Origin of the sequence: Paenibacillus nuruki (genome assembly GCF_963311185.1) — a bacterium.
GTDB classification, from domain to species: domain Bacteria; phylum Bacillota; class Bacilli; order Paenibacillales; family Paenibacillaceae; genus Saccharibacillus; species Saccharibacillus nuruki.
Map to the genome: position 1 here is coordinate 2222952 of NZ_OY725677.1, position 24435 is coordinate 2247386.

The 24435-nt window shown below is 39.5% G+C and carries 20 protein-coding genes and 3 pseudogenes; 3 read left to right on the plus strand and 20 right to left on the minus strand.

Annotated features, from left to right (window positions below):
- The first annotated feature begins 4 nt into the window (after positions 1 to 4).
- On the plus strand, positions 5 to 2140 hold the full coding sequence (locus RCP16_RS09625) for an ABC transporter ATP-binding protein (RefSeq protein ID WP_308642471.1): 2136 nt from the start codon (positions 5 to 7) through the stop codon (positions 2138 to 2140).
- A gap of 67 nt (positions 2141 to 2207) precedes the next feature.
- Here the strand turns inward: RCP16_RS09625 and RCP16_RS09630 are convergent, their stop codons facing one another.
- Positions 2208 to 3479: a methyl-accepting chemotaxis protein gene (locus RCP16_RS09630; protein WP_308642307.1), complete on the minus strand. Its 1272-nt coding sequence runs from the start codon at positions 3477 to 3479 to the stop codon at positions 2208 to 2210.
- Positions 3480 to 3819: 340 nt separating this feature from the next.
- On the opposite strand from RCP16_RS09630, the gene RCP16_RS09635 reads away from it, so the two are divergent.
- Positions 3820 to 4986 (plus strand): AI-2E family transporter, encoded by a 1167-nt coding sequence (locus RCP16_RS09635; protein ID WP_137222771.1) that lies wholly within the window; start codon positions 3820 to 3822, stop codon positions 4984 to 4986.
- 143 nt (positions 4987 to 5129) lie between these two features.
- Here RCP16_RS09635 and RCP16_RS09640 read toward each other — a convergent pair whose 3' ends face one another.
- The 4 genes and pseudogenes from RCP16_RS09640 to RCP16_RS09660 form a co-directional block, all read right to left on the minus strand.
- Positions 5130 to 6056, minus strand: a complete 927-nt coding sequence (locus RCP16_RS09640) for a protease complex subunit PrcB family protein (protein ID WP_137222769.1) — start codon at positions 6054 to 6056, stop codon at positions 5130 to 5132.
- Positions 6057 to 6172: 116 nt separating this feature from the next.
- Positions 6173 to 7908, minus strand: a pseudogene (gene argS / locus RCP16_RS09650) (arginine--tRNA ligase).
- Between the two features lie 562 nt (positions 7909 to 8470).
- Complete coding sequence (locus RCP16_RS09655; RefSeq protein ID WP_371748215.1) at positions 8471 to 8812, minus strand: four-helix bundle copper-binding protein; 342 nt, start codon at positions 8810 to 8812, stop codon at positions 8471 to 8473.
- Between the two features lie 76 nt (positions 8813 to 8888).
- Entirely contained in the window at positions 8889 to 9887 is a 999-nt protein-coding gene (locus tag RCP16_RS09660) for a CobW family GTP-binding protein (protein WP_137222763.1), read from the minus strand.
- A 149-nt stretch (positions 9888 to 10036) separates the two neighbouring features.
- Between RCP16_RS09660 and RCP16_RS09665 the strand changes: the two genes are divergently transcribed.
- Positions 10037 to 10549 (plus strand): MogA/MoaB family molybdenum cofactor biosynthesis protein, encoded by a 513-nt coding sequence (locus RCP16_RS09665; RefSeq protein WP_137222761.1) that lies wholly within the window; start codon positions 10037 to 10039, stop codon positions 10547 to 10549.
- A gap of 171 nt (positions 10550 to 10720) precedes the next feature.
- Here the strand turns inward: RCP16_RS09665 and RCP16_RS09670 are convergent, their stop codons facing one another.
- From RCP16_RS09670 to RCP16_RS09740, 15 genes and pseudogenes are all read right to left on the minus strand, one after another.
- Positions 10721 to 11719, minus strand: a complete 999-nt coding sequence (locus RCP16_RS09670; protein ID WP_308642309.1) for an acrylyl-CoA reductase family protein — start codon at positions 11717 to 11719, stop codon at positions 10721 to 10723.
- A 159-nt stretch (positions 11720 to 11878) separates the two neighbouring features.
- Positions 11879 to 13333, minus strand: coding sequence for a nicotinate phosphoribosyltransferase (locus tag RCP16_RS09675; RefSeq protein ID WP_069327311.1), 1455 nt, complete (start codon positions 13331 to 13333; stop codon positions 11879 to 11881).
- Positions 13334 to 13424: 91 nt separating this feature from the next.
- Entirely contained in the window at positions 13425 to 13967 is a 543-nt protein-coding gene (locus tag RCP16_RS09680) for a cysteine hydrolase family protein (RefSeq protein ID WP_137222757.1), read from the minus strand.
- Between the two features lie 48 nt (positions 13968 to 14015).
- Positions 14016 to 14789, minus strand: a complete 774-nt coding sequence (locus RCP16_RS09685; RefSeq protein ID WP_175425157.1) for an NUDIX domain-containing protein — start codon at positions 14787 to 14789, stop codon at positions 14016 to 14018.
- 71 nt (positions 14790 to 14860) lie between these two features.
- On the minus strand, positions 14861 to 15259 hold the full coding sequence (locus RCP16_RS09690) for a PaaI family thioesterase (RefSeq protein WP_069327314.1): 399 nt from the start codon (positions 15257 to 15259) through the stop codon (positions 14861 to 14863).
- A 28-nt stretch (positions 15260 to 15287) separates the two neighbouring features.
- On the minus strand, positions 15288 to 16328 hold the full coding sequence (locus RCP16_RS09695) for a GNAT family N-acetyltransferase (RefSeq protein WP_308642310.1): 1041 nt from the start codon (positions 16326 to 16328) through the stop codon (positions 15288 to 15290).
- Positions 16329 to 16460: 132 nt separating this feature from the next.
- Positions 16461 to 16921, minus strand: a pseudogene (locus RCP16_RS09700) (YlbF/YmcA family competence regulator).
- Between the two features lie 31 nt (positions 16922 to 16952).
- The gene (gene miaB, locus RCP16_RS09705; protein ID WP_308642311.1) at positions 16953 to 18503 is read right to left on the minus strand and encodes a tRNA (N6-isopentenyl adenosine(37)-C2)-methylthiotransferase MiaB; all 1551 of its coding nucleotides are present in this window, start codon (positions 18501 to 18503) and stop codon (positions 16953 to 16955) included.
- 170 nt (positions 18504 to 18673) lie between these two features.
- Complete coding sequence (locus tag RCP16_RS09710; protein WP_308642312.1) at positions 18674 to 19411, minus strand: L,D-transpeptidase family protein; 738 nt, start codon at positions 19409 to 19411, stop codon at positions 18674 to 18676.
- 112 nt (positions 19412 to 19523) lie between these two features.
- Positions 19524 to 20096, minus strand: coding sequence for a phosphate propanoyltransferase (pduL, locus tag RCP16_RS09715; RefSeq protein ID WP_069327317.1), 573 nt, complete (start codon positions 20094 to 20096; stop codon positions 19524 to 19526).
- A 278-nt stretch (positions 20097 to 20374) separates the two neighbouring features.
- On the minus strand, positions 20375 to 20635 hold the full coding sequence (locus tag RCP16_RS09720) for a stage V sporulation protein S (RefSeq protein WP_017813748.1): 261 nt from the start codon (positions 20633 to 20635) through the stop codon (positions 20375 to 20377).
- A gap of 157 nt (positions 20636 to 20792) precedes the next feature.
- Positions 20793 to 21587 carry a TIGR00282 family metallophosphoesterase gene (locus RCP16_RS09725; protein ID WP_153226900.1) on the minus strand — a complete coding sequence of 265 codons (795 nt, stop codon included), beginning with the start codon at positions 21585 to 21587 and terminating at the stop codon, positions 20793 to 20795.
- Positions 21588 to 21652: 65 nt separating this feature from the next.
- Complete coding sequence (gene rny, locus RCP16_RS09730; protein WP_069327318.1) at positions 21653 to 23194, minus strand: ribonuclease Y; 1542 nt, start codon at positions 23192 to 23194, stop codon at positions 21653 to 21655.
- Between the two features lie 367 nt (positions 23195 to 23561).
- Positions 23562 to 23657: pseudogene (locus tag RCP16_RS09735) on the minus strand (regulatory protein RecX); the annotation flags it as partial.
- The gene (locus RCP16_RS09740) at positions 23642 to 24328 is read right to left on the minus strand and encodes a regulatory protein RecX (RefSeq protein WP_308642313.1); all 687 of its coding nucleotides are present in this window, start codon (positions 24326 to 24328) and stop codon (positions 23642 to 23644) included. The gene RCP16_RS09740 and the pseudogene RCP16_RS09735, both read right to left, overlap by 16 nt.
- Positions 24329 to 24435: the final 107 nt, after the last annotated feature.

The window sequence follows — 24435 nt, forward strand, 5'->3', positions numbered from 1 at the left end:
TGCATTGGAGACTCAAGATTACAACGAGCAACCGACAACGAAGCTCGATAACAAAACGATTACCAAAAGGCTTTACCAATATGCGTTACGCTCGAAAAAAACTTTTATTATAGCATTGATCATGTTAGCGATCGGTGTAGGGGCTGAACTTGCAGGTCCCTTTATCGCTAAAAATATTATTGATAATCATTTATTCGCGATTGAACAACCTTTTTATCAGACTTCTTCCAGTACAAATGCTGTACTGTATAACGGCAACTATTACAAACGTGAAGGTTTCTGGACAGAAGGTGAAACTAAAGGAGCACAGGCTCATGTGATCCAGAGTGGAACCAGTTTTTATTTTGTCGAAGGTTCTGTACCTTCAACCAAAGGTGAACGAACATTTACAGATGGTGTATTAACGATTCAAAATAATCAAAGTACAGCCTCTTATCCAGCTGTTCCTTTGACAGCCAACAAATTATTTTCGTTTTATCAACCTGAATTGCCGGGTATTTATAAGCTAATTGGCTGGTACTTTGTATTCTTGTTGATCACGATTATTATGGAATTCGGGAAAACGTACTGGCTCCAATCGTCTGCCAACAAAGTCATTCAGCAATTACGCTTAGACTTGTATGCTCATATTCAGCGATTGCCAATTCCTTTTTTCGATAATCTGCCAGCAGGTAAAGTAGTATCCCGTATTACGAATGATACTGAAGCTGTCAAAGATTTATTTGTCGCTGTACTGGCTAACTTTAGTTCAGGGATTGTCTATATGATTGGTGTCTATATCGCACTCTTTTTACTAGACTGGCGTCTGGGTATGATTTGTTTGTTTGTAATCCCTCTACTCGTTCTATGGATCGTACTTTATCGTAAAATAGCAACCAAATATAATACGATTATTCGTTCTAGACTGAGTGAAATTAATGCTATTATCAATGAATCAATTCAAGGAATGTCGATTATTCGTGTATTCCGTAAGCAACGTCAGACTCAAGAAGAATTTGAGAATTTGAATAACGATTACCTGTTCTATCAGAATAAAATGTTAAATCTAAATGCGTTTACTTCCCATAATCTAGTTAACGTTTTGCGCAGTCTTACTTTTGCGATTGTGTTATGGTATTTCGGTGCTTCTGCATTAGGCGGAGTCGAAGGTGTCATTTCATTAGGAGTACTGTACGCTTTTGTCGATGTATTGGGAAGATTGTTCCAACCGGTTACAGGTATGGTCAATCAACTAGCTGCACTCGATTTATCTATGGTATCCGCAGGACGTGTATTCGAGTTAATGGATGAAAAAGGCGAGCCAGTGACCGATGGTGCTATGCCTCGTTATCAAGGGAATGTAGAATTTAAAGACGTAACTTTTGCTTACAAAAAAGATCCTGTGCTCAAACATATTAGCTTTGAAGCGAAGCAAGGTCAGACTGTAGCCCTGGTCGGTCATACCGGTTCTGGTAAAAGTTCGATCATTAACCTGCTCTTCCGCTTCTATGATCCACAGCAAGGCACGATTACAATCGATGGTCAAAATGTTCAACAATTGCCGAAACAATGGTTACGCCAGCATATGGGCATCGTGCTTCAAGATCCTTATCTATTTACAGGAACGATTGCTTCTAATGTCAATTTGGAAAATGAACAGATCTCGCGTGAACGTATCGAACAAGCTTTACGTGATGTCGGTGCAGAACAGATTCTGTCTGATCTTCCTAAAGGCTATGATGAACCTGTTATGGAAAAAGGAAGTACACTCTCTGCGGGGCAACGTCAATTGATCTCATTTGCTAGAGCACTTGCTTTTGATCCAGCGATTCTTATTCTGGATGAAGCAACAGCGAATATTGATACAGAGACAGAAGCATTGATTCAATCCGCTTTGGATGTTTTGAAAAAAGGACGTACCACTTTCATTATCGCTCACCGTTTATCTACGATTCGCAGTGCAGATCAGATTCTCGTCTTGCATCGTGGTGAAATTGTAGAACGTGGTAGTCATGATGAATTAATGGAAATAGATGGACGTTATCGTCAGATGTACCGGATGCAAGTCGGTTCAGGTTCCAATATGGTCGCTGATGGTACCGAGTCTGCGAAAGACAAAGAAGTTCAAGTCCCTGCTCATCTTGCTGGACGCACAACATAAAAAGAAGCCTGCATGATCCATTAATCTGGATGATGCAGGCTTCTTTTTTACTAATTTATTTCAAATTTTACAATGAGAACGCTTTTGTTTTTTCTAATAAGCGACTGGTCATTGTGCTTAACTCATCAGAAGATGAAGAAATTTCTTCCATAATAGCCGTTTCTTCGTGAGTTGCCATCGAAATTTGTTTGGCTCCCTCATAAAAGGTATCTGCCATTTGACGAATCGTATGCACATTCTGATATGTGAGTTCTACACGATCTGTTTGTTCTGTAATAGAGTCTTCCATCAATTGAACCGCAGACATAAACTCATACACTACACTTAAAAATTCGATCAGTGTAGACTCTACTTTATGCGTGTTGGAGGTTTCATTTTGTACCAATTCATTTTGATTATGAATCAACTGCACCGTTTCATGAATCTGAGCTTGTACCGCCATAATCAGACTATGAATTTTCTGTGCTGAATCGTTACTTTGTTCTGCCAATTTACGAATCTCTGTAGCAACGACAGCGAATCCTGCTCCATGTTCCCCCGCATGAGCCGCTTCGATAGAAGCATTTAACGCTAGCAAATGAGTCTGCTCTGCTAATTCTTTGACTGTTCCTGTAACAGCACCGATATCAGAAGCTTGATGATCTAACAGACGTACCGTTTGTTCCGCTTGTGTCTGAGATTCGGATAATGTGCTCATGCCTGATTTGAGTGATAAAAAGATATTTTTGGTTGCTTCTACTGACTGCTCCATATTACCAGACAAGGCACGCATATGAGACGACTTTTCTTTCATTTCTTGAAAAGATTCCAACATCTGTTCTGCGGTCTGTAGTGAAGACTCTGAAGATTCACGTTGCTTGCCTACACCACGGTAAATATCGTCTGCTACCGTTGCCATGGACTCAATCTGACTGGTCGCTTCGGTAATCGAATGACTTAGATTTTCAGCATTATGAGATGTGGTCGTGGTATTACTAGCAATATCGTTAATAATATCTTTAATATTGTTCACCATGACGCGAAAAGCATCATTCAATACTTTAATTTCATCTTCTTCACGACGCTCTGGGATATCTACCATCAGATCGCCTGCGGATACACGCTTGGCTGCTTTGGATAGATTAACGATTGGTTTAGTTAAAAATTTAGAAATCGCAAATCCTAATATCCCACTCCAAGTAATGCCCATCAACAATATAATAGACACATATAACCAATCACTCATTTCTGTTGCTAAATACGCTTTCAAATAGAAAATAAAAAAGGCACTTGTTCCATACGTAATAATAGATACGCCGATAAAACTTAAAACTAACTTTGAACCTAATGATAATTTCATGATACACCTCATAGATCTAAGATTTGGAGTAGAAATAAATAAGGCCATATGTTGGATAATGAGTAAAGAGATGAGTTATACTTTGCTTCTACCTATACTCACTTTTGTACGATAGAGTCACTTATTAATTTAAATTTTAGCAAATAATAAGCAATATCGTTGTGACAAAAGTCATAGCAAAGTAAATTTTATGAGTCTTTCGACGCAATAAACGTTTTTGTGTCTTTTTTCATATCCTTACATATGTAACTTGCTCTCTTGCTTGCGGCAAGCTATTGTTAACTTAATGCTTTTCAAATAAAATAACTAGAGCATAATGTCTTAAAGGGGATGAATGGCCATGGAACGAACTCGACCTTGGAGCGAGCGATTCAAATTATTTTTTCTAAACAATCGGTTTGTCATTTTTTTGCTAGTCTTGTTGTTAATCTCAATAAACATTTTTGTACTTTCCAAAATACCTTATGTCTTTACCCCGCTTTTCGTTTTAATTAAAACTGTAATTTTGCCTATTATTCTGAGCGGTATTCTGTTTTACTTATTTAATCCATTAGTCAATTTTCTGGAAAAACGCAAAGTAAAAAGAATATATTCCATCATTTTACTTTATCTTCTTATTATCGGTCTGATTGTATTAATTGTTAGCCTTGTCATCCCTGTGATTCAGACGCAGATTCGAGAATTAATTCGTAATATTCCATCCTTTTACGATGGCATTGTGAATCAGATTCAATACTGGCTAGGCGGAGATGTATCCAAGCAAATACAACATACGTTCAGTATCAATCCGAACGATCTGGTACAGAATTTATCGGAAAAAGGGTCTTCTATTATTAACCAGACGTTTACTGGTATTGGTGGATTTTTGGGAGCTTTAACGGAAACCGTATTATCGATTGTGACCGTTCCATTTATTTTATTTTACTTACTTAAAGATGGCGCTAAATTACCGAATTTCATTATGAAATTTATTCCTGTGACTTTACGTAGTCAAACCGGTAAAGTAATGTCTGAAATGAATCATCAGATCAGTTCATATATTCGTGGACAAATTATTGTGAGTGTATGTATCGGGATCTTACTTTATATTGGCTATCAGATTATCGGTCTTGATTATTCGTTAATTCTAGCTATTATGGCTTCTTGTACAAGTATTGTTCCTTATTTGGGACCTGCTATTGCGATTACTCCAGCATTGATAGTGGCTCTAGTGACTTCTCCATTTATGTTATTAAAAATGGTGATTGTATGGACGATTGTACAATTAATAGAAGGTAAACTCATTTCGCCACAGATCATGGGTAAATCTCTTAAAGTTCATCCGATTACAATTATCTTTGTGATTTTGACAGCAGGTAAATTATTCGGAGTGATTGGAATTTTGTTAGCTGTTCCTGGTTATGCTGTACTTAAAGTAATCGTGACTCATTTATTTGATTGGTTCAAAGTAAGCTCTAATCTATATGAAAAGAAAAAGATTACTGAACCTCCTGTTATCAAACCATAAACGGTGCATGATTATATTGTAGAAACTGTAAAATGACCTACACCCCAGAAAGAACATCATAAAAAAGACCTGAGTTTAACTGTACATTCCTATACAGTGGCTCAGGTCTTTTTGTTTATGCTTTATACTTATTGAATGGAGTCTTATTTAGCCAATTCAGGTGTATATCCATCAGGAATCGTTGTTGTTACTTTACCTTCTGTAATCACTTGAGGATTCATTTCACCTGGAGCTGGTTTTTTCACATTGTAACTAACCACTGCACGCTTATCATCGGTTAACTGTACTTTAGTAATTTCTACTGAATAACCCGGGTTAGGAAGTTGTACAGTTAGTGTTACTGTTTGTTGATCTGCTGTATCTGCTGGAGCAACACTTAGTTCTGGCTCATTGCCCATTTGATCATCACCCGTTTCACCTGGTGCAGGAGTAGTTGTATCATCATTTGCTTTGTTATAACGATCTACCATTTGTACACCATGGTATACCCATTCTGCGGCTTGCATACGTGTAATTTCTTTGGTAGGCATAAATGCTTTACCTACAGAGCTACGATCAATCACATTCATATTGACCAAATCTTGAATCGCTCCTGAAGCTTCTTTACTAATTTGATCTTGATCGGTAAAGACTGCAAACATTTTGGTTGTAGGATAATTACCTGTCACATTAATTGCTTCATGTAACCAGATTGCAAATTGCTCACGAGTTACTTTTTTCTCAGCATCAAATGAAGGGATCGATATATTGTTAGCTTCAGCAATACGTAAAGCGTCGGTATACCATGCTTTACGAACTAGATCATCACCCGGTTTTGTTACATCCCCTTTTAATTCAAAAGCTTTGACCAAAATCTGAATCGCTTGTGGCTGTGTAAGTGTCATATCTGGCTTGAATTGAGTAGAAGTCACGCCATTAATAACTCCTTTATCATGTAACATATTGATGATTGTTTGATTATCTTTGTCTTTCACATCGGTAAATGTAGAAGCAGCACTTGCACTTCCTGCTCCTGCAATCGCCAATGATAATGTTAATACTGCTACTGCTTTTTTCTTATGATTCCACATTTGTAATCATCCCTCCATTGAATAGGTCTACTGTCGAATAATTTGGTTTTTATTCAACCTTACAATGCCCTAGACGTATAGAAGTTCTCATTTGTTGCACATCAATTATACAGCAATCACATCTGTTCTGGCGTTTGCAGTCCAAGTAAAGTCATTAGCCTTTTCAAATAAAGTCCTGTTTGCATAGTAAGTGACATACGCTGAGCCTTCACAGACAGCGGAGCATCCACGATCCTATCTTTGTTATAAAATTGGTTAAATAACTTGGCAGTTTCTAGTGTATATCTAGCGATAATAGAAGGTTCATGTTGTGTTGCTGCTCGTTCCAATTCGTATGTGTATCTTGATAAATGGATCAGCAAAGCCCAGCTCACATGACTCCATTCTCTATTCGTTGTATTTGTTTCCAGTTCGATCGTGGTCTGGTTATGATGTGAATTATTCATTGTTTGTACTTTTCGCAAAATGCTTTGGATTCTAGCATAGGTGTATTGAAGATAGGGACCTGTCTCTCCTTCAAAAGTTACAGCGTCTTTCAATGAAAAATCGATCTCATTCTGACGATTATTTTTGAGATCCCCGAAAATAATCGCGCCAATACCGATCTGCTCAGCCACCTGTTCTTTATTCGGCAAATCAGGACTTTTTTCAGCAATAATCTGTGTTGCTCATTCTACAGCTTGATCCAATACTTCTTCCAAAAAGACCACTTTTCCTTTACGAGTAGACATCTTTTTACCATCAACTTTCATTAAGCCAAATGGCACATGAATACAATCTGTTGCCCATGAGTGTCCCATTTTATGAAGCACTTCAAATACCTGTTTGAAATGCAATGTCTGCTCTCCACCTACTACATAGATCAACTGATCTGCACCCATTATTTCTTTGCGATAAATAGCAGTCGCCAGATCACGTGTCGGATAAATCGTTGTCCCATCTGATTTCAAAATCAAACATGGTGGTAATTCCTGTTCATCTAATCTCACTACCTGTGCTCCATCGCTTTCGACAAGTAATTGCTGACGCTGCAATTGCGCAATCACAGCAGGCATTTTATCGTTATAAAAGCTTTCACCAAGTACAGCATCAAACTCTACCCCTAGCCGTTGATACATTTTCTGAAGCGACTGCATACTTACGTCTACAAAATAATGCCATAGTTCTACAGCTTGAGCATCGCCTTGTTCTAATTTGCGGAACCAATCTCTTGCTTCATCATCTAACCGAGGGTTCTGTTCAACTTCTTCATGAAATTGAATGTATACTCTTAACGATTCTCCTATAGGATTCAGCTTCAATTGCTCTGGATCGCCCCACCGTAAGTAAGCGGTTATTAATTTACCAAATTGTGTTCCCCAATCTCCTAAATGATTGACTCGAATCGCTTCATACCCTACGGCTTGGTAGATCCGATGCAAGCCGCTCCTATGATGGTTGAACGCAAATGCCCTACTCCAAAAGGCTTGGCTATATTAGGCGATGACATATCGATTACAATCCGCTTACCTGTACCTATCTGAAGTTCTGTATTTTGTTGTTCTTCTAGACTGGATAATATCTCAGTTCCATAATAAGCACGATCCCAAGTCAAATTGATATAAGCACCTACAGCTTGTGCCTGAATATGAGCATCTGCTAACGGTTGTTCTATTGCTGTTATTATTTCTGTCGCAATCTGGTCAGGCGAACGTCTCCATGTTTTGGCAAAAGTATAACAAGGAAATGCCAGATCACCCATATCAATCGTTGGCGGAACTTCAAGCATTTGAATCAATTCTTCTTCAGTCATTAAGGTTACAGGTTGCAACATCGAAGCGACTTGTTGTTTGAATAAATGAGCTAATTTCATCTGTAAATTCTCCTTTACGTATATTTTAAAATTCATGTGGTGATTCATGTTGTATCTTTGCTAGGTACTGGTTTGACTATGTACAAAATACAAAAAAAGCACTCATCTGCTTAAGTGAGTTATCACTTAAGAGACGAGCGCTTATAATAAGCATTCCCGCGGTACCACTCTTTGTACAGTATGTATATGTGGATGCTACCATCATTGTATCTGCTCCATCATCCTATTACTGTCGCTTGATAACGATAACGGTGTCAGCCGGACTTATCTATACAGGTAAATTAGATCCATGATCGTGTTCACCTTTTGAATAAGTCATTTCCCGAGTGCGGTTCACCTACGAATGTTTTACCGGCTTTCACTCTCCCGGCTCGCTGCTTAAACAGTGATCGTTATGGCTACTCTCTCGTTCATGAATGATAAATGTAAAGTTTAGATTGTATTATACATACGGTGTTAGGTTTACGCAACCTAAAAATTGCAATAAAAAAACCTTCGCAAATATGCAAAGGTTCTGAAAATAGTTATGGTTATCCTTACTGTCTATGTATAAAGTAGTAGATTATACAGCTACCATCAAATCTCTACACATGTCTACACAACGACGGCAGGCTTCAATACATTCACGAGAGTGCGCATTGTCATGTTTTGAACATTCATCAATACAAGCTTCACACACTTTAGCACATAATTCAGCAATTTCACCAGCAAATTGGCTACCTTGACTTAGCGATTGTGCTGTAAAAGAACAGATCTCTGCACATTCACGAGTAATACGTATACAGTCACACAATTTCTCAAGATTATATTCTTTCAAATTAGCTACATACGAAAGATTACAAGCATTCATAGCCTCGACACAAGCTTCAATATGAGCATGGTATAATTTTTGATTAGCCATCATTTTCATGACCTCCGTTAAGATTGGAATAGTTATATTGAACTATTACCCCGGCTATGCTCGTATTGAAACCGCATACTTACAATAATTTAGCTGCTTGCTGTTCCAGTACTAGCAATTGTTCCTTTATCAACTCTTTGTCGAAATGCTCTCCAATAAAAACAGCGACATCAGGGACTGCTTTTTGTGGAGTAATCTTCATAAAGTCCATTTCACGATAAGCATATTGGAACAAAAAACGACTTGCGGTGTCGTTAAATGTTAGAATCCCTTTTGCACGATAAACTTCAGTCGGTAAAGACCGGATTACATTCTCAAAAGCTTCACTATTAATCGGATGCTCAAAATAATGGGTATATGCCATCACATGACTATGTGAACCGTGCATATGCTCGGAATGGGTATGATCATGACTGTGTTCAGTCGAAGTTGAAGTCTGTTTATTTTGCGCTAATGTTTCTTTGGCATCAACGACCGATGAAAGGTCTGTATAGATGGTACTCGGCACTTCACAGCGCACTGTCGTATGAATAGGTGCATACGCATTCCATCCACGTAGAATAGCTTCTAGTTTTGTAATAGTTATTGCATCGACACGATCACTTTTATTCAAAATCAATACAGAAGCACACCGAATCTGCTCTTGCATCAAACGATATGTTTTGCCTTTCTGCTCTTGATACAATTCCCATAGATGAGCTGCATCGACTACAGTTATCAAATTTTTTAATTCCATACGGTTGTACAATGAAGTCTCTGTAACCGCATCTAGAATTTCGATTGGATTCGCCACACCGGAAGCTTCGATAATAATCACATCAGGCTTTTCGGTTTCCATTAAATTATATAATTCCATACTTAGATCAGCACGAATCGAACAGCAGATACATCCGCTTAATAATTCAGCCATCGCCACATCTTGATCGACCATCATCCCATCCAAATTGACATCGCCGATCTCATTCATAATCACAGCAGGTGTTTTGCCAAGGGATTTCCATTCTTGAATCATATGTTGAAGCATGGTGGTTTTGCCACTGCCTAGAAATCCAGACAAAATATATACAGGTGTTGTCATTGATATCCTCCTCGTGCATGGTTCTTTGCTTTATTAATTTAGGGCTACTCTTATATTATACACTGACATGGCAAGTGTTCATGATCGATCACAACCTATGTTACAATGGCAGGGATGCTTGAATGAGAATAAAGGAGTGAATAAATACCATGAGATCCGTAGATGAACATCGCGCAGAAGCACCAGATACTGTACGTTGTATGGTCATTACTGTGTCAGATACTCGCACTGAAGCAACCGATACAGGTGGGCAATTATTGCAGTCCCTTTTAACAGAGAATGGTTATCAGGTTATAGATTATACCATCGTTAAAGATAGCTATGTTGGTATCCGTGAATTGCTTCATGATGCCGCAGAACGTCCAGAAGTCGAAGCTATTTTGTTAACAGGTGGCACAGGGATAGCTCCGCAAGATGTAACGTTTGAAGCAGTACAAAGTCTTTTGACGAAAGAATTACCTGGTTTTGGAGAGATTTTTCGCTTTCTGAGTTTTACTGAAGATATTGGTTCAGCTGCCATTATGAGCCGTGCCATTGCAGGTACTATCGGAGGAACTGCTGTCTTTTCGATGCCCGGTTCACGAGGTGCGGTGAAGTTAGCGATGGAACGCATTATTATTCCTGAATTGGGACATGTGATGCGAGAAATTTATAAAAAATAATGGAATAGATTCTATAGGATCATCTGCCTACACAGAAGCATAAATGCTCTCCCATCCTAGATGTCATACACTATCGATATCATGTCATAGCAAAAAAGCACACTGCCGTTTATCGATGCAGTGTGCTTTTTGTTTTTATTTTATGCCTAATGTAATCAGATGAAATACATCTCAGGATGTAACTTTAATCAACTGACGACCGACTGCTTTACCTGCTAGAATCGTTTCTAACGCTTGTGGTATTTGTTCTAGCGTATATTCTGTAACCGCTTGATGAATAGCTGTAGTTGGTTTCCAATCGCTTGCTAGGTGCTTCCAGACTCTTTGTCTGATCTCAATAGGGCAAAATACAGAATCAATGCCAATCAGATGGGCTCCACGTAGAATAAAGGGAAAGACTGAACTTTCAAAATCGTTACCTGCTGTCATACCCGATACAGCCACTACACCACGATATTTTAATGATTTCAGCCGTTCTCCTAGCCCTTTACCACCTGTAGGGTCGATAATACCTGCCCAAGTGGATTTACCTAATGGACCGTCTACTTTCTGCTCCGCTTCTTCTCTTGAAATGATTTGAGACGCTCCCAGTGTGGTTAACCAGTCCTTTTGATCGGCTTTGCCACTTGCTGCATAGACTTCATATCCTAATGCACTCAAGATCGAAATAGCTATGGTTCCCACCCCACCTGTAGATCCTGTGACAAGGATCGGACCGTCTTCAGGTTTGATTCCATGTTCAATTAACGCATCTACAGACATTCCAGCCGTAAATCCAGCCGTACCAATAATCATCGCTTCTTTAGCACTTAGTCCTTGAGGTAGCTTAATCAACCATTCGGCAGGCACGCGAGCATATTCACTGTACCCTCCATAATGACTGACACCCAGCTTATATCCAGTACATAGCACTTGATCGCCTACTTGAAACTGCTCATCGCTTGACTCTACTACTTCTCCTGCCAAATCTATCCCTGGCACAAACGGGTACTGTTTCACAATCTTGCCTTCTGCTATACTTGCCAGTCCATCTTTATAATTGACATCTGAATATGATACTTTAATAGTGACAGATCCTTCAGGTAATTGATGAAGTTGTAATTGTTGAACCTCACCGGTTACTTTTTGATCTGACTGTTCTAATACAAACGCACGAAATGTCTGTTCCATCTAACTCATCCTTTCTATCTTTCCTTCTTTATTATAAGGATTCCTTCAAAGCCTGACAGCGATAAATGCTACATTCTGTTCACTGTACTCTCTTACGTAATATAACCAAAAAACCCACCTTTATAAAAAAGGCAGGTTCAGATTCTGGTTTAGTACTGATTAAAGTTCTTCTTCCGGTAAATATTGTGCAATCAATTTCTGCTTCATTTCCCAAGCTTTGACGCTCACATTTACACGATAAATCTCAGGATTTAATTTACGCAAATATTCTGGCCAGAATTCATCCAGTTGACTCACATGATACGCCCGAATCTCTTCCAAATTAGGCATCGTATAGACTTGCTTACCTTCGATAAAAATAGGTTCCAACATAGGAACAGCTTTATAGTCAGATACATATTTACGAATATAAGGATGCGCTGGATTAAACAATTTAAGACGTTTGCCTTCAAGCGGCTCTTTTTCATCTGGGAAACAGATATAGTCCGCAATAGCTTTACCATTGGTTGGATTGATAATGCGGTAGACTTCTTTCGTTCCCGGTGTCGATACTTTTTCGGGATTAGCCGAGATTTTGATTGTAGGTACCATTTCGCCATCAATCTCGCACTCGACTAATTTGTATACGCCACCCAAAGAAGGTTGATCTGATGCTGTGATTAACTGTGTTCCTACGCCCCATGTATCAATTCGTGCCCCTTGCGCTTTTAGATCCAAGATTGTATTTTCATCGAGATCGTTAGAAGCAACGATTTTGACATAAGATAATCCTGCATCATCTAACATTTTGCGAGCTTGAATCGACAAATATGCAAGGTCACCACTATCCAGACGAATAGCAATCATCTTTTTGCCACGAGCTTCTAAGTCTTTGGCAGTCTTAATCGCATGAGGCACACCGCTACCTAACGTGTCAAATGTATCGACTAGCAAAGTGACTCCATCTGGCATCGCATTCGCATAACGATCAAAAGCTTCTTGTTCATTACCGAAACTTTGTACCCAAGCATGAGCATGTGTACCTTTGGTAGGAATACCAAATCTAGCCCCTGCTAACATATTTGAAGTCGCATGGAAGCCTGCGATATAAGCCGCTCTAGCTCCCCAGATCGCCGCATCGGCTTCTTGAGCACGTCTTGTACCAAACTCTAGCAACGTATCCGTACCGCCCACCTGCTTAATCCGTGAAGCTTTGGTGGCAATTAGCGTCTGATAGTTCATAAAGTTAAGCAAAGCTGTTTCTACCAACTGTGCTTCAATAATCGAACCTTCCACACGAATCAATGGCTCATCTGCAAAAACAACGGCGCCTTCTTTCATCGAAAACAAATTGCCATGAAAACGGAACTGACGCAATTCTTCTAAAAACTTCGCGTCATAGTTCTCTTCCTGTTCTGCCAGATAAGCAATATCTTCTTCTCGAAAACTCAAGTTGGTTATATAATTCACAATCCGTTCCAGACCTGCAAAGACAGCATATCCGTTACCGAAAGGAAGTCTGCGGAAATAAGCTTCAAATACTGCTTTCTTATGATGTGTACCGTTAATCCAATGAGCATACATCATATTGATCTGATACTTATCTGTATGTAAAGCCAGTCCCATTTCGTTCATCACCATGTCACCTCTTCATTGTTGATCATGCTAAAGCAATTCTGCTTGCACGTCTTTCTGCTGCACAAGCAGAATTGTGAATCATTGCACATTAATAACTATGAATAAGTTGTGCACCTATACTTTTTTCAAAATGATCGATTGCCCATACATGACCTTGTGCATTAAAGCTTGCTATTGCATCGGTATGAATCACTAATTTGAACCCTTTATTGTAAGCATCTACAGCTGTATGCAGTACACAGATATCGGTACATACGCCAATGAGATGCAATTCAGTTATTCCACGTTCACGCAATTTCAATTCAAGATCGGTTCCTGCAAACGCGCTGTATCTCGTTTTATCCATCCAGACGATCTGCTGTTGATGTTCTGCATAGACTTCACTTAACCGACCATACAATTCTCGTCCAGCTGTACCACGAATATTATGTGGTGGAAAAAGAGCGGTCTCTGGATGGTACGCATCATTCGGTTCATGCATATCAACAGCCATCACTACATAATCATGAGTACTAACAAATTTCTCTGTCAATTCAACGATACGCTGTTCAATATCGATTGCAGGTTGTCCTACAGGTAAAGCACCATCTACAAAGTCACGAGTATAATCGATCACAATAAGAGCTTTCATGATATAGACCTCCAGATATTGAAATACAAACAATCATTCAGCATATCCTTACGAATAAATCGAAAGACGAGGTACAAGACCTGTAAAACGATACAATTGTGCTGGGCGTTGAGAGTACTGATTCGAACTTAGTAAGTTCCCCTCTTCATCATGCACCTCTTCAATGATACCTTTACGGCTACGTGTTGAAGTGATTTTGCGAATAAAGTTCGGTTCTTCAAAGTCAGGTACAACCGCTTTGATTACCTGATACAATTCGCTTAACGTAAATTCAGGCGGCAAAAACTTTTTGGCAATCACTGTACTAAGCATCTGTTCTTGAATTCGCATATACGCATCACGAATAATATCATGATGATCAAATCCAAGTTCTAGCTTTTCCAATGCTTCTTCAATCGTAAATAGACCGACTTCTTCCGCATCATCAGCAGCTTGCCGTTTTTCCAACACCTGTTCTTCTACTAAAGCAAAAAACGCATGCGATATAATCCAACCACGAGGATCACGCCCGGGCTCACTATAGACACCTAAATACTCAAGATGGCGACCGTCGACTCCTGTCTCTTCTTTGAGTTCACGCTGTGCGGCTTCAAATAAAGACTCATCATCGCGTGAAAATCCACCAGGCAAAGCCCATTTTCCGGCAAAAGGCCATGAGCGACGACGAATCAACATTACTTTCAGTTCACGCAAAGGTAATGTTTTGGTAAAAGTCTTCCGCTCTTTTTTGGTCAAAGTAAACATGACAATATCGGCGGGTGCGCCATCGGGCGTACGATACTTTTTGACATCATACGAATGCTGTTTGCTGTTATCCGTCATCGTTATCACCACTGTTCATTTTATCTTTTTGATAATATCATTATGAATGATTCTCTAAGGCAGGTCAATCTTTATTTGCGAGTTGCGATAAATGTAGCTGTCGAGATAGCGCCTACAACGCCTTGTTCGTTAGAAACTTCCGCTTGTAAAGTTACTGTTCTTCCTGAAAGATGAAGAATTCTAGCTGTTGCGAATAATTCGCCTTCTTTCATCGACTCTACAAAATGCGTATTCATATTTGTTGTAACACAAGGTTGCCCATCTTGAATCGCCATCGACAACATCCCCATCACCTGATCCATCATCGACATCTGCACACCACCATGCACAATATGCATATGATTAAGATGTTGTGGAGTCGCCGTGAGTCCAATCGTAATATAATCTTGCTCACTTGCGATTAGACGGCACCCCAATAATCCCCAATATAGTTGTTCGCTTTTTTTTAATATTTCATCCCAATGTGTCAAAAAATGCTCCTCCTGTTCAAAACGGTTGTTACAATAACAATCCCATTTGTATCAAATCTACATACTGATGTTCAACCACTAATGCGTTTTTTTGAATCCCTTCGATACGAAAACCTAATGAACGATATAAATGTAAAGCGCGTTCATTACTGCCTTGTACATTCAATTCAAGACGATGTAAATGCCGATCTTGCGCCCAATGAATCATGGTCTGAAATAATCGTCGTCCAATCCCACGATTAGCATACTCTTGAAGTACACCTACAACAATATATACACTATGACGATTACGTGCAACTTTGCCACCAATCGCTTCCAAATATCCAATAATCTGACCTTCGTACTCAGCTAGAAAAATATTAGAATTGGCACTACGCAGTGCATAGCGAATCATCTCTCGTTGTTCGGCTTCATTCAGATTCCGTTCTCCTGGTTCAAGCAGCATAAATGTAGTCTGTTCATCTAATTTCTGCTTCATCCGAACCAAAGCCCCTGAATCTTTCATCTGTGCAATACGTACAGACACTAACATTGCTAGATAAGGTTCTTTGGTATAGGGATATACAGAAGACAGAGAGTTAGAATCTGCCCATGTTTTTTGTAAAATCACTTGATCACGGCAGACAATTCCATTTTCGATAATCGGTTGCTGGTAATGTCTAATAAAATGATCATGCTCGATTCGTATCATGCGAAAACCATGTTTTTGATAAAAAGCAAGTGCTCCTAGACTCGAATTACCTGTAGCCACAGTAACCACTTGAGCTTTGTACTGTTTTAACTGCTGTAATACTTCATCTAGTAATTTGCTACCAATCCCTTGTCTCTCATAATCTACCTCTACCGCAATGTTCATAATTTCCCATTCTTGTGCTGCACGTTGAAGCACTCCACAGACGCCTACGATATGATTCGCTATTTCTGCGGTCCACCAACGACAATAGGCTTTGTAGTGTTCTATAGATTCTAGATCAGGATCAGCAAGCATTAACAAGGTAATCGGTATACTTTCGTGATTGGATTGAGCACGGATTAACACAGAATCATAACTATAATCAGAAGATTCCATGACCATTCACTTCTTTCTGCATGTAGAATCAAGAGCAATGAGTGATTGTTAACAATGACTATCCACTACAACGAAAAAAGATATCGGAATACAAAAAGACGCGGCTATAGGCTCCGCGTCTTTGAATTTGTTCTAGTCATTGCAGGACGATGGAGGTGAATCCTTACCGCTCTCTACATTAATTTTCTCAGAAACGGTATCATGGATAACGGAAATAACCATTTGTAACATATCGTTAATTTCGACCTGACTTTCTTGATAATCCGATACTAAAGGAATATCATCCAGTTCTTGTTGTAACGCTGTTAATTCGCCTTCAATTCGAGCAATCATTTTTTCGTTTTTCATCGATTCAAAAGCAACCACTTCTTTTTGCTTTTTTTGATGGTACGAATTAACTCTTCGATCCGTGGATGAGTTTGAATCATTTTTTCTGCTCTTTTGAAATGATCCACTTCTTCACTTTCCGAGATCAATGCAGCTAATTGTTTTGTTTTTGCCATAATATCTTCACGAATAAAAAGACCCTGTGTATTCAATTCAAGTGGTGCTCCGCCTGTCGTTGACTCAACATTGCGATCATGATGCTCCATCGACAATCCTCCGTTCACGTTCCAAATTTAATTAATAAGCTATAACCGGTTCTGGAACCAGCTCGCCTTTGATATAGAATGTTTTATAATCAGTAATTTGTACATGTACGAATTGACCGATCATATCTGCTGAACCTTCAAAATGCACCAGTTTGTTAGAACGTGTGCGTCCTGCAAGCACAGTAGCATTATTTTTACTCTCACCTTCAACCAATACTTCAACAACTTGACCTAAGAATTTCTCACTACCGATCAAGCTATAATCTTTAATTGTTTTGTTCAAGCGTTGCAAACGTTCTTTTTTCACTTCCATCGGTACATTGTCTTCCATCACTGCAGCGGGTGTACCTTCACGTGGTGAATAGATAAAGGTAAATGCTGAATCGAATCCTACTTCACGCACAAGTGATAATGTTTCTTCGAATTGCTCATCAGTCTCCCCCGGGAAACCTACGATAATATCTGTAGTTAGCACCGCATGAGGGATCGCTGTTTTGATTCTACCCACCAAGTCTAGATACAACTCGCGTGTATATTTACGACTCATTTTCTTGAGCACTGCACTGCTACCTGATTGCACAGGCAAATGAATATGCTCGACTAAATTGCCACCTTTAGCCAGTACTTCGATCAAGCGATCATCAAAATCTCTTGGATGCGATGTTGTAAAGCGAACACGCGGAATATCAATTTTAGAGATATCATCCATTAGATCGCCAAATGTATAATTCATACCTGTCAAATCTTTGCCATAAGCATTTACATTTTGACCCAGTAGTGTAATTTCTTTAAATCCTTGACGTGCTAATTCACGCACCTCAGCAATAACATCTTGCGGAAGACGACTGCGTTCTTTACCACGTGTAAAAGGCACAATGCAATACGTACAGAATTTATCGCATCCATACATAATATTTACCCAACCACGCATACCCTGCCGCTTTTTCGGTAAATTTTCGACGATGTCTCCTTCTTTGGACCAGACTTCGACGACCATTTCTTTACTGAATAGCGATTCTTGGATCAAATAAGGCAGACGGTGAATATTATGTGTACCGAAGATCATATCTACAAATCCATGCTTTTGCATAATACGGTTAACGACGCCTTCTTCTTGCGACATACATCCGCATACACCGAGTAACAAGCCCGGGTTTTCTAGCTTCAATGTTTTGAGATGACCCAATTCACCGAATACACGATCTTCTGCATTTTCACGAATAGCACACGTATTTAACAAAATAATATCTGCTTCTTCTCGGCTTTCAGTCGCTTGGTAGCCCATTTGTTCTAGCATGCCTTTAATAGTCTCCGAATCATGCTCATTCATCTGACAACCAAATGTATAGACCAGATAATGCTTACCAAGCCCGATCATACGCATGTCTTCTGGGATGCTTTCTTCGTACACGACTTGAACATCTTGTTTACCACGTTTCTTTTCTTCACGTTGATTCGGTTCAGATATAATATGGATTTCCCGACCTCGGATACGAATTTTTTTGCCAGTTTCATCTTCTGAAATCACTTTAGCATCCGAAAAATCAAAATACTTGGAATAATCCTTAATTTCTTTTGACATGCTGCCACTCCCCACTGTAAGCATCATTCTAAAGTTCTGTATGCCTCTTCCAACATCTCAAAAAAGCATTACTGCTAATTATATCATGCTTACTCTATTATAAAAAGCTGTCAAATTATACCTCATCCACCCGTATAACAGCTAATATTCTTAACTAGTTAACCAGACATTTAGCGAGCACTGACTGTACCGATCCGAATCTTAGGAGACTTAGTAGGATCGATCGCTTGTAACACTTTTAATAGATTGGCTTCAGATAAAGCGATACAGCCATCGGTAGGTCGATTGTATGCTCGCCAGATATGCATAAAGATCGCACTGCCTTTGCCTTTAATAATTGGATCGGTATTGTAATTCACAACCATACCGTATTTATACAGCGGATTATCCATTCTCTCATAGGATGCCCAGCGTTGATTGGGATTGCCCGGTTCAGTCACCTTTTGATTATAGTCATTAGAACTAACATCATCGATCCAGTAATCTTGAGAAGTATGAGGTTGATAATTCACTTTCAGACCTGTAGGCTTGGACGCTGTGCCAAAAGCAGTTCCTAATGAATAGGTGCCTAGAGGTGTTTTGCCATCGCCTTCTTTAATTTTGCCTACTCCGTTTTTCCCTAGGACTACGGGTAAAGCAGTGATTTGCAGTTTCCAGTTTCCATTTTGCTTATTGTATATCTGAAGTGTGCCTTTGAATGTCTTCTTATTCGCAGCTGTGACTAGAATAACTTGTTCTGTATGCAATTGATCGAATTTGTGAAAAAGTGCTTGCTGATGCATATTTTGTTCATCTGTTAAAGTATTAGACGCGGCTATACTCATTGATGTTGTCGTATTTACCATTGCACTTAGCGTATAGAGTAACATTCCTAACGATACCCATTTGAGCACACTTCTTAATCGCATCTATTTCCCTCCATTGCACGCTATATTTTAATAAGGAATGTATCATAAAAAAGCATAACAAAAAAGCCTATTTCAAAAGAGCGAAATAGGCTTGCTGTATAAAAAGCTATGATTAATCGATAATTTCAGCAGTGTCGCCAGTAGCAGCACCGGAAGCATTGGCTTCATCTGTATCGATATGCATGTCTAATGCAAAAGAATCAGATACACGTGCAATAACGTTTTCTAGAACAAGACCACGTTCACCAGACAAGCGAACTTTCAACAACTCTTGATCTTTAATTCCCCATTTTGCTGCATCAGAAGTATGGAAATGAATATGACGTGCAGCTACAATCACGCCTTCTTCGATTTGAACTTCACCCGCAGGTCCTTTAAGAAGTACACCTGGTGTACCATCAATTTTACCAGATTCACGTACTGGAGCTTTTACACCAATAGCAAAAGAATCCGTGCGAGAGATTTCCAATTGTGTTGCTGGACGAGCAGGTCCTAAAATACGAACTTTTTCAAAACTTCCTTTGCTACCTACAACAGCAACAGTTTCATTAGCAGCAAATTGTCCAGGTTGGGACAACGCTTTAAATTCTGTTAATTGGTATCCTTCACCAAATAATACTTCAATGTGTTCTTGAGTTAGATGAATATGACGTGCAGACACGCCTACAGGTACAGTTTTACTCATGTGATCACTCACTCCTTCGATATTCTCTATTTCATTTGCACTTTGTAACAAAACGCACATACTCGTACATTTGCAAAATGCATGCTACTTTATTATACATCTTTTATATCAAAAATGAAAAGCAACTCAGCAAAAAGACCTCCAAGCTTAACCAACAAGCTTACAGGTCCCAAGTATCCAAACGAATTGCTACTTTTACCTATCATCTCTGTTGCAAGATTTACACTCTATAATAGGATCATTATAGGCATCCACTTACGTTCAGGATAGCAGCATTATTATCTAGGTTCTACAATCAACTTCATGGCGGTTCTGTCTTCTCCATCAATCACAATGTCCGTAAAGGCTGGAATACAAATCAGGTCAACTCCACTTGGTGCTACGAATCCCCGGGCAATAGCGACTGCTTTGATTGCTTGATTCAGTGCACCTGCTCCAATTGCTTGAAGTTCAGCAGCACCTCTTTCACGCAATACTCCTGCCAATGCTCCTGCTACAGAATTCGGGTTGGATTTTGCTGAAACTTTTAATACTTCCATGATAAGTACCTCCCCTGGGAATGAATGATGGCTTGATTCCATGATTAGTAGATAATATTCGACAACATCCTTTTGGTTCCTGCTGCATAAAATCAAAAATCAATGATATTTCACATAAAATTTATAAAGATTTTAAACACTCTGCTGGTACTTGAAACTATTCCATATGCCATTCGTCTTCATACATACGAATCTTTTCAATCTTTTTCGCTCTGCCTGTCTGATCGTCTATATCCACATACACAGCATGAAAATGCCATTTGCCTTCACACACTTGGAAACGAGCGGGCAACTGTGTCTGGAATTTATACAATACCGCATCACGCTGCATACCGAGTACACCTTCGTATGAACCTACCATACCTGTATCGGTCAAATAAGCTGTTCCGCCAGGTAGCAAGGTGTCATCATTACTTTGGACATGAGTGTGTGTACCAACGACCATAGAAGCTCTACCATCCAAATGCCATCCCATCGCAATCTTTTCTGAAGTGGCTTCTGCATGGAAATCAACTAATACACAATTCACTTTCCCTTTCAATTCATCCATAATCTCATCGACTTTGCGAAAAGGACAATCGATCGCTGGTAGAAATGTACGACCTTGTAGATTCACGATACCTAGCTGCTTACCGCCGGCTTTGATAATCGTATATCCACGTCCAGGCGTATCTGGAGGAAAGTTAGCGGGACGAATCATACGGGGTTCATCATCTATAAATTCAAAAATCTCTTTGTTGTCCCATGTATGGTTACCCATCGTTATACCGTGTACACCCATTTCAAAAAGTTGACGAGCGATTCCTCGCGTAATGCCCCGACCTGAAGCTGAGTTTTCGGCATTAGCTATGATGATGTCCGGGGTATACTTTGATTTTAACCGAGGTAGCGTCTCTTTAATCGCTTTACGACCTGTACTTCCAACAATATCTCCAATAAATATAACTTTAATGATAATTCCTCCGTCCACGAAGAGAAAAAGTGACCTGATTGCCAGGTCACTTTTCGCATCGTTCTTTATTTTGCGTAATCGACTGCTCTCGTTTCACGAATAACAGTAACTTTAATATGTCCTGGATAATCCAGTTCATTTTCGATCATCTTCGTAATATCACGTGCCAAGCGGAAACTATCTGCATCATCCACTTTATCCGGTTGAACCATAACGCGAATTTCACGTCCGGCTTGAATAGCATATGATTTCTCTACGCCTTCAAAGGATTCAGAGATTTCTTCTAGTTTCTCCAGACGACGGATGTACGTTTCTAATGTTTCACGACGTGCACCTGGTCTTGCGGCAGACAATGCATCTGCTGCGCCAACAAGCATCGCAATAATAGAAGTCGCTTCCGTATCGCCGTGGTGAGACGCGATACTGTTAATTACAACTGGATGTTCTTTATATTTCTTAGCCAACTCTACGCCAATCTCTACATGAGAACCTTCCACTTCGTGATCGAGTGCTTTACCGATATCATGCAGTAATCCTGCGCGTTTCGCTAAAGTGATATCTTGACCCAATTCGGAAGCCATCAAACCTGTAAGGTAAGCCACTTCCATGGAATGTTTGAGTACGTTTTGACCGTAACTGGTACGGAATTTGAGACGTCCCAAAATCTTGATAAGATCTGGATGAAGTCCATGTACGCCAACTTCAAATGTAGACTGCTCACCGTATTCACGGATACGCTCATCCACTTCACGACGTGCTTTATCCACCATTTCTTCAATTCTTGCAGGATGTATACGTCCATCTGCTACCAATTTTTCAAGAGCGGTACGGGCAATTTCACGGCGAATCGGATCGAATCCAGAAAGGATAACAGCTTCCGGTGTATCATCGATAATTAAATCGATACCTGTAAGTGTCTCCAATGCACGAATATTACGACCTTCACGACCGATAATTCTGCCTTTCATTTCTTCATTAGGCAAGGTGACAACAGAGACGGTAGTCTCGGCTACATGATCCGCAGCACAACGTTGAATAGCAAGAGTAATAATCTCGCGAGAACGTTTGTCTGCTTCATTTTTCGCCTGTTGTTCAATATCCTTGATCATTTGTGATGTTTCGTGGCGAACTTCCTGCTCCACGTTGCTCAAAATGATACCTCGAGCATCTTCCATAGACAGATTAGAAATTCGTTCGAGTTCCGCAACCTGACTGGTGTGAAGTTGTTCGATTTGTTGCTGAGTCTCTTCAATACGTTTCTCTTTGTTAGCCACTTGTTCTTCTTTGCGTTCTAGTGATTCAATTTTTTTATCCAGCGACTCTTCCTTCTGCAACAATCGTCTTTCCAGGCGTTGATTTTCATTACGACGCTCACGAATGTCTTTTTCAGCTTCAGTTCTGAGTTTGTGCACTTCGTCTTTTGCTTCCAGAACTGTTTCTTTTTTCTGTGCTTCTGCTTCTTTCTTCGCACTTTCTACGATTTGGATAGCAGCTTGTTCAGCACTAGAAATTTTAGCTTCTGCAAGAGACTTGCGAATAAAATATCCGACCAAGAACCCAAAGAATAATGCGGCAACAACGAGAATTGTGGTCCAGAGAACTTCCATTCTGTTCACCTCCTCGCTGATTCCTCCAAGGTATTCCCTGGGAATTACATGTTCATTTGGTTAATCGATGATTCGTCCCTTATACATTTGTTCCATTGCTCATGCGGGTACATGTGCTAATTCCCTTTTCATAGGGAGATCAAACATTCTAAAATTCTTCAGAAATGTCTTGCTACAGAATTCATTACCCACTTCATCTAATCACCTGCCGGGAAAAGATGACGTAAAAATGACAATCTGCACAAGTACATTTTATTATTTGCCAAAAGACATTGTCAAGCAATTGCAGTAACCGTATTTAACGATGTCAAGTTTGTTACCCTAAATGACACGGTTATTCGGTTTTATTATATTTGGATTTTAGTGGTTATTCCCAATCATCTTCTGGCTTTTGTTGAACAGCATCTAGGGCTTTCCTTACAATATCCGAAGAATATCCTCTTCTCATTAAAAAAGCCATCGTTTTTCTTTTTTTATCAAAAACTTCTCCCGAAGTCGATTTCCATTTTTTTCTGCTAGTATTGTAGCACTTGCGATTTCATCATTAGGATCGATCTCTTCCAAAGCTTGCTCTATATTTTCTTTATTTACACCTTTTTGGCGTAATTCTTGTCTAATCCATACTTTACCTTTTTTCTGGCTATTCACTCTTTGTTTAGCCCACTGTTGAGCATATAACTCATCATCAATTAATTTCTCTTGTTGTAATCGTACAAGAGTCGTCTCAATGATCTCAGGATGAATTTCTTTTTCTTTAAGCTTGCGGGCAATCTCTGTTCGAGTACGTGCTTTGCGACTCAAATAATTCAGTGCTTCTGCATAAGCCGTTTGACGTTCATTAGCGATCACAATACTTTCTAGTTCTTCTTTAGAAAAGGACATGCCTTTTAACAGCCGATACTTGATCATAACATCTTCATGCACCATAAGGTTCAACTCACCGAAGGTTAACTTATAATGATGCCTAGGCTTACGTAGAGGGGTTACAGCCGTAATCTCTACTTCACCCTCATCAGGGAACCCATCTAGACGCTCTCCTTCATCTGCATAGATATCCCATTCTTCATCAGCCTCAGGTTCAGAGGTAGTATTAGTATTGGACGGTTTTTTAGCATAACGACGATAATCAGCCATAATTGTTTCCTTTCGTCTATCTATATTTTAAATCAGTGTATAGTGATCAGATGAATCTTTTATGAAATATAAATAAAAAAGCGCCCTGAACGTATTTCACGTCCTGG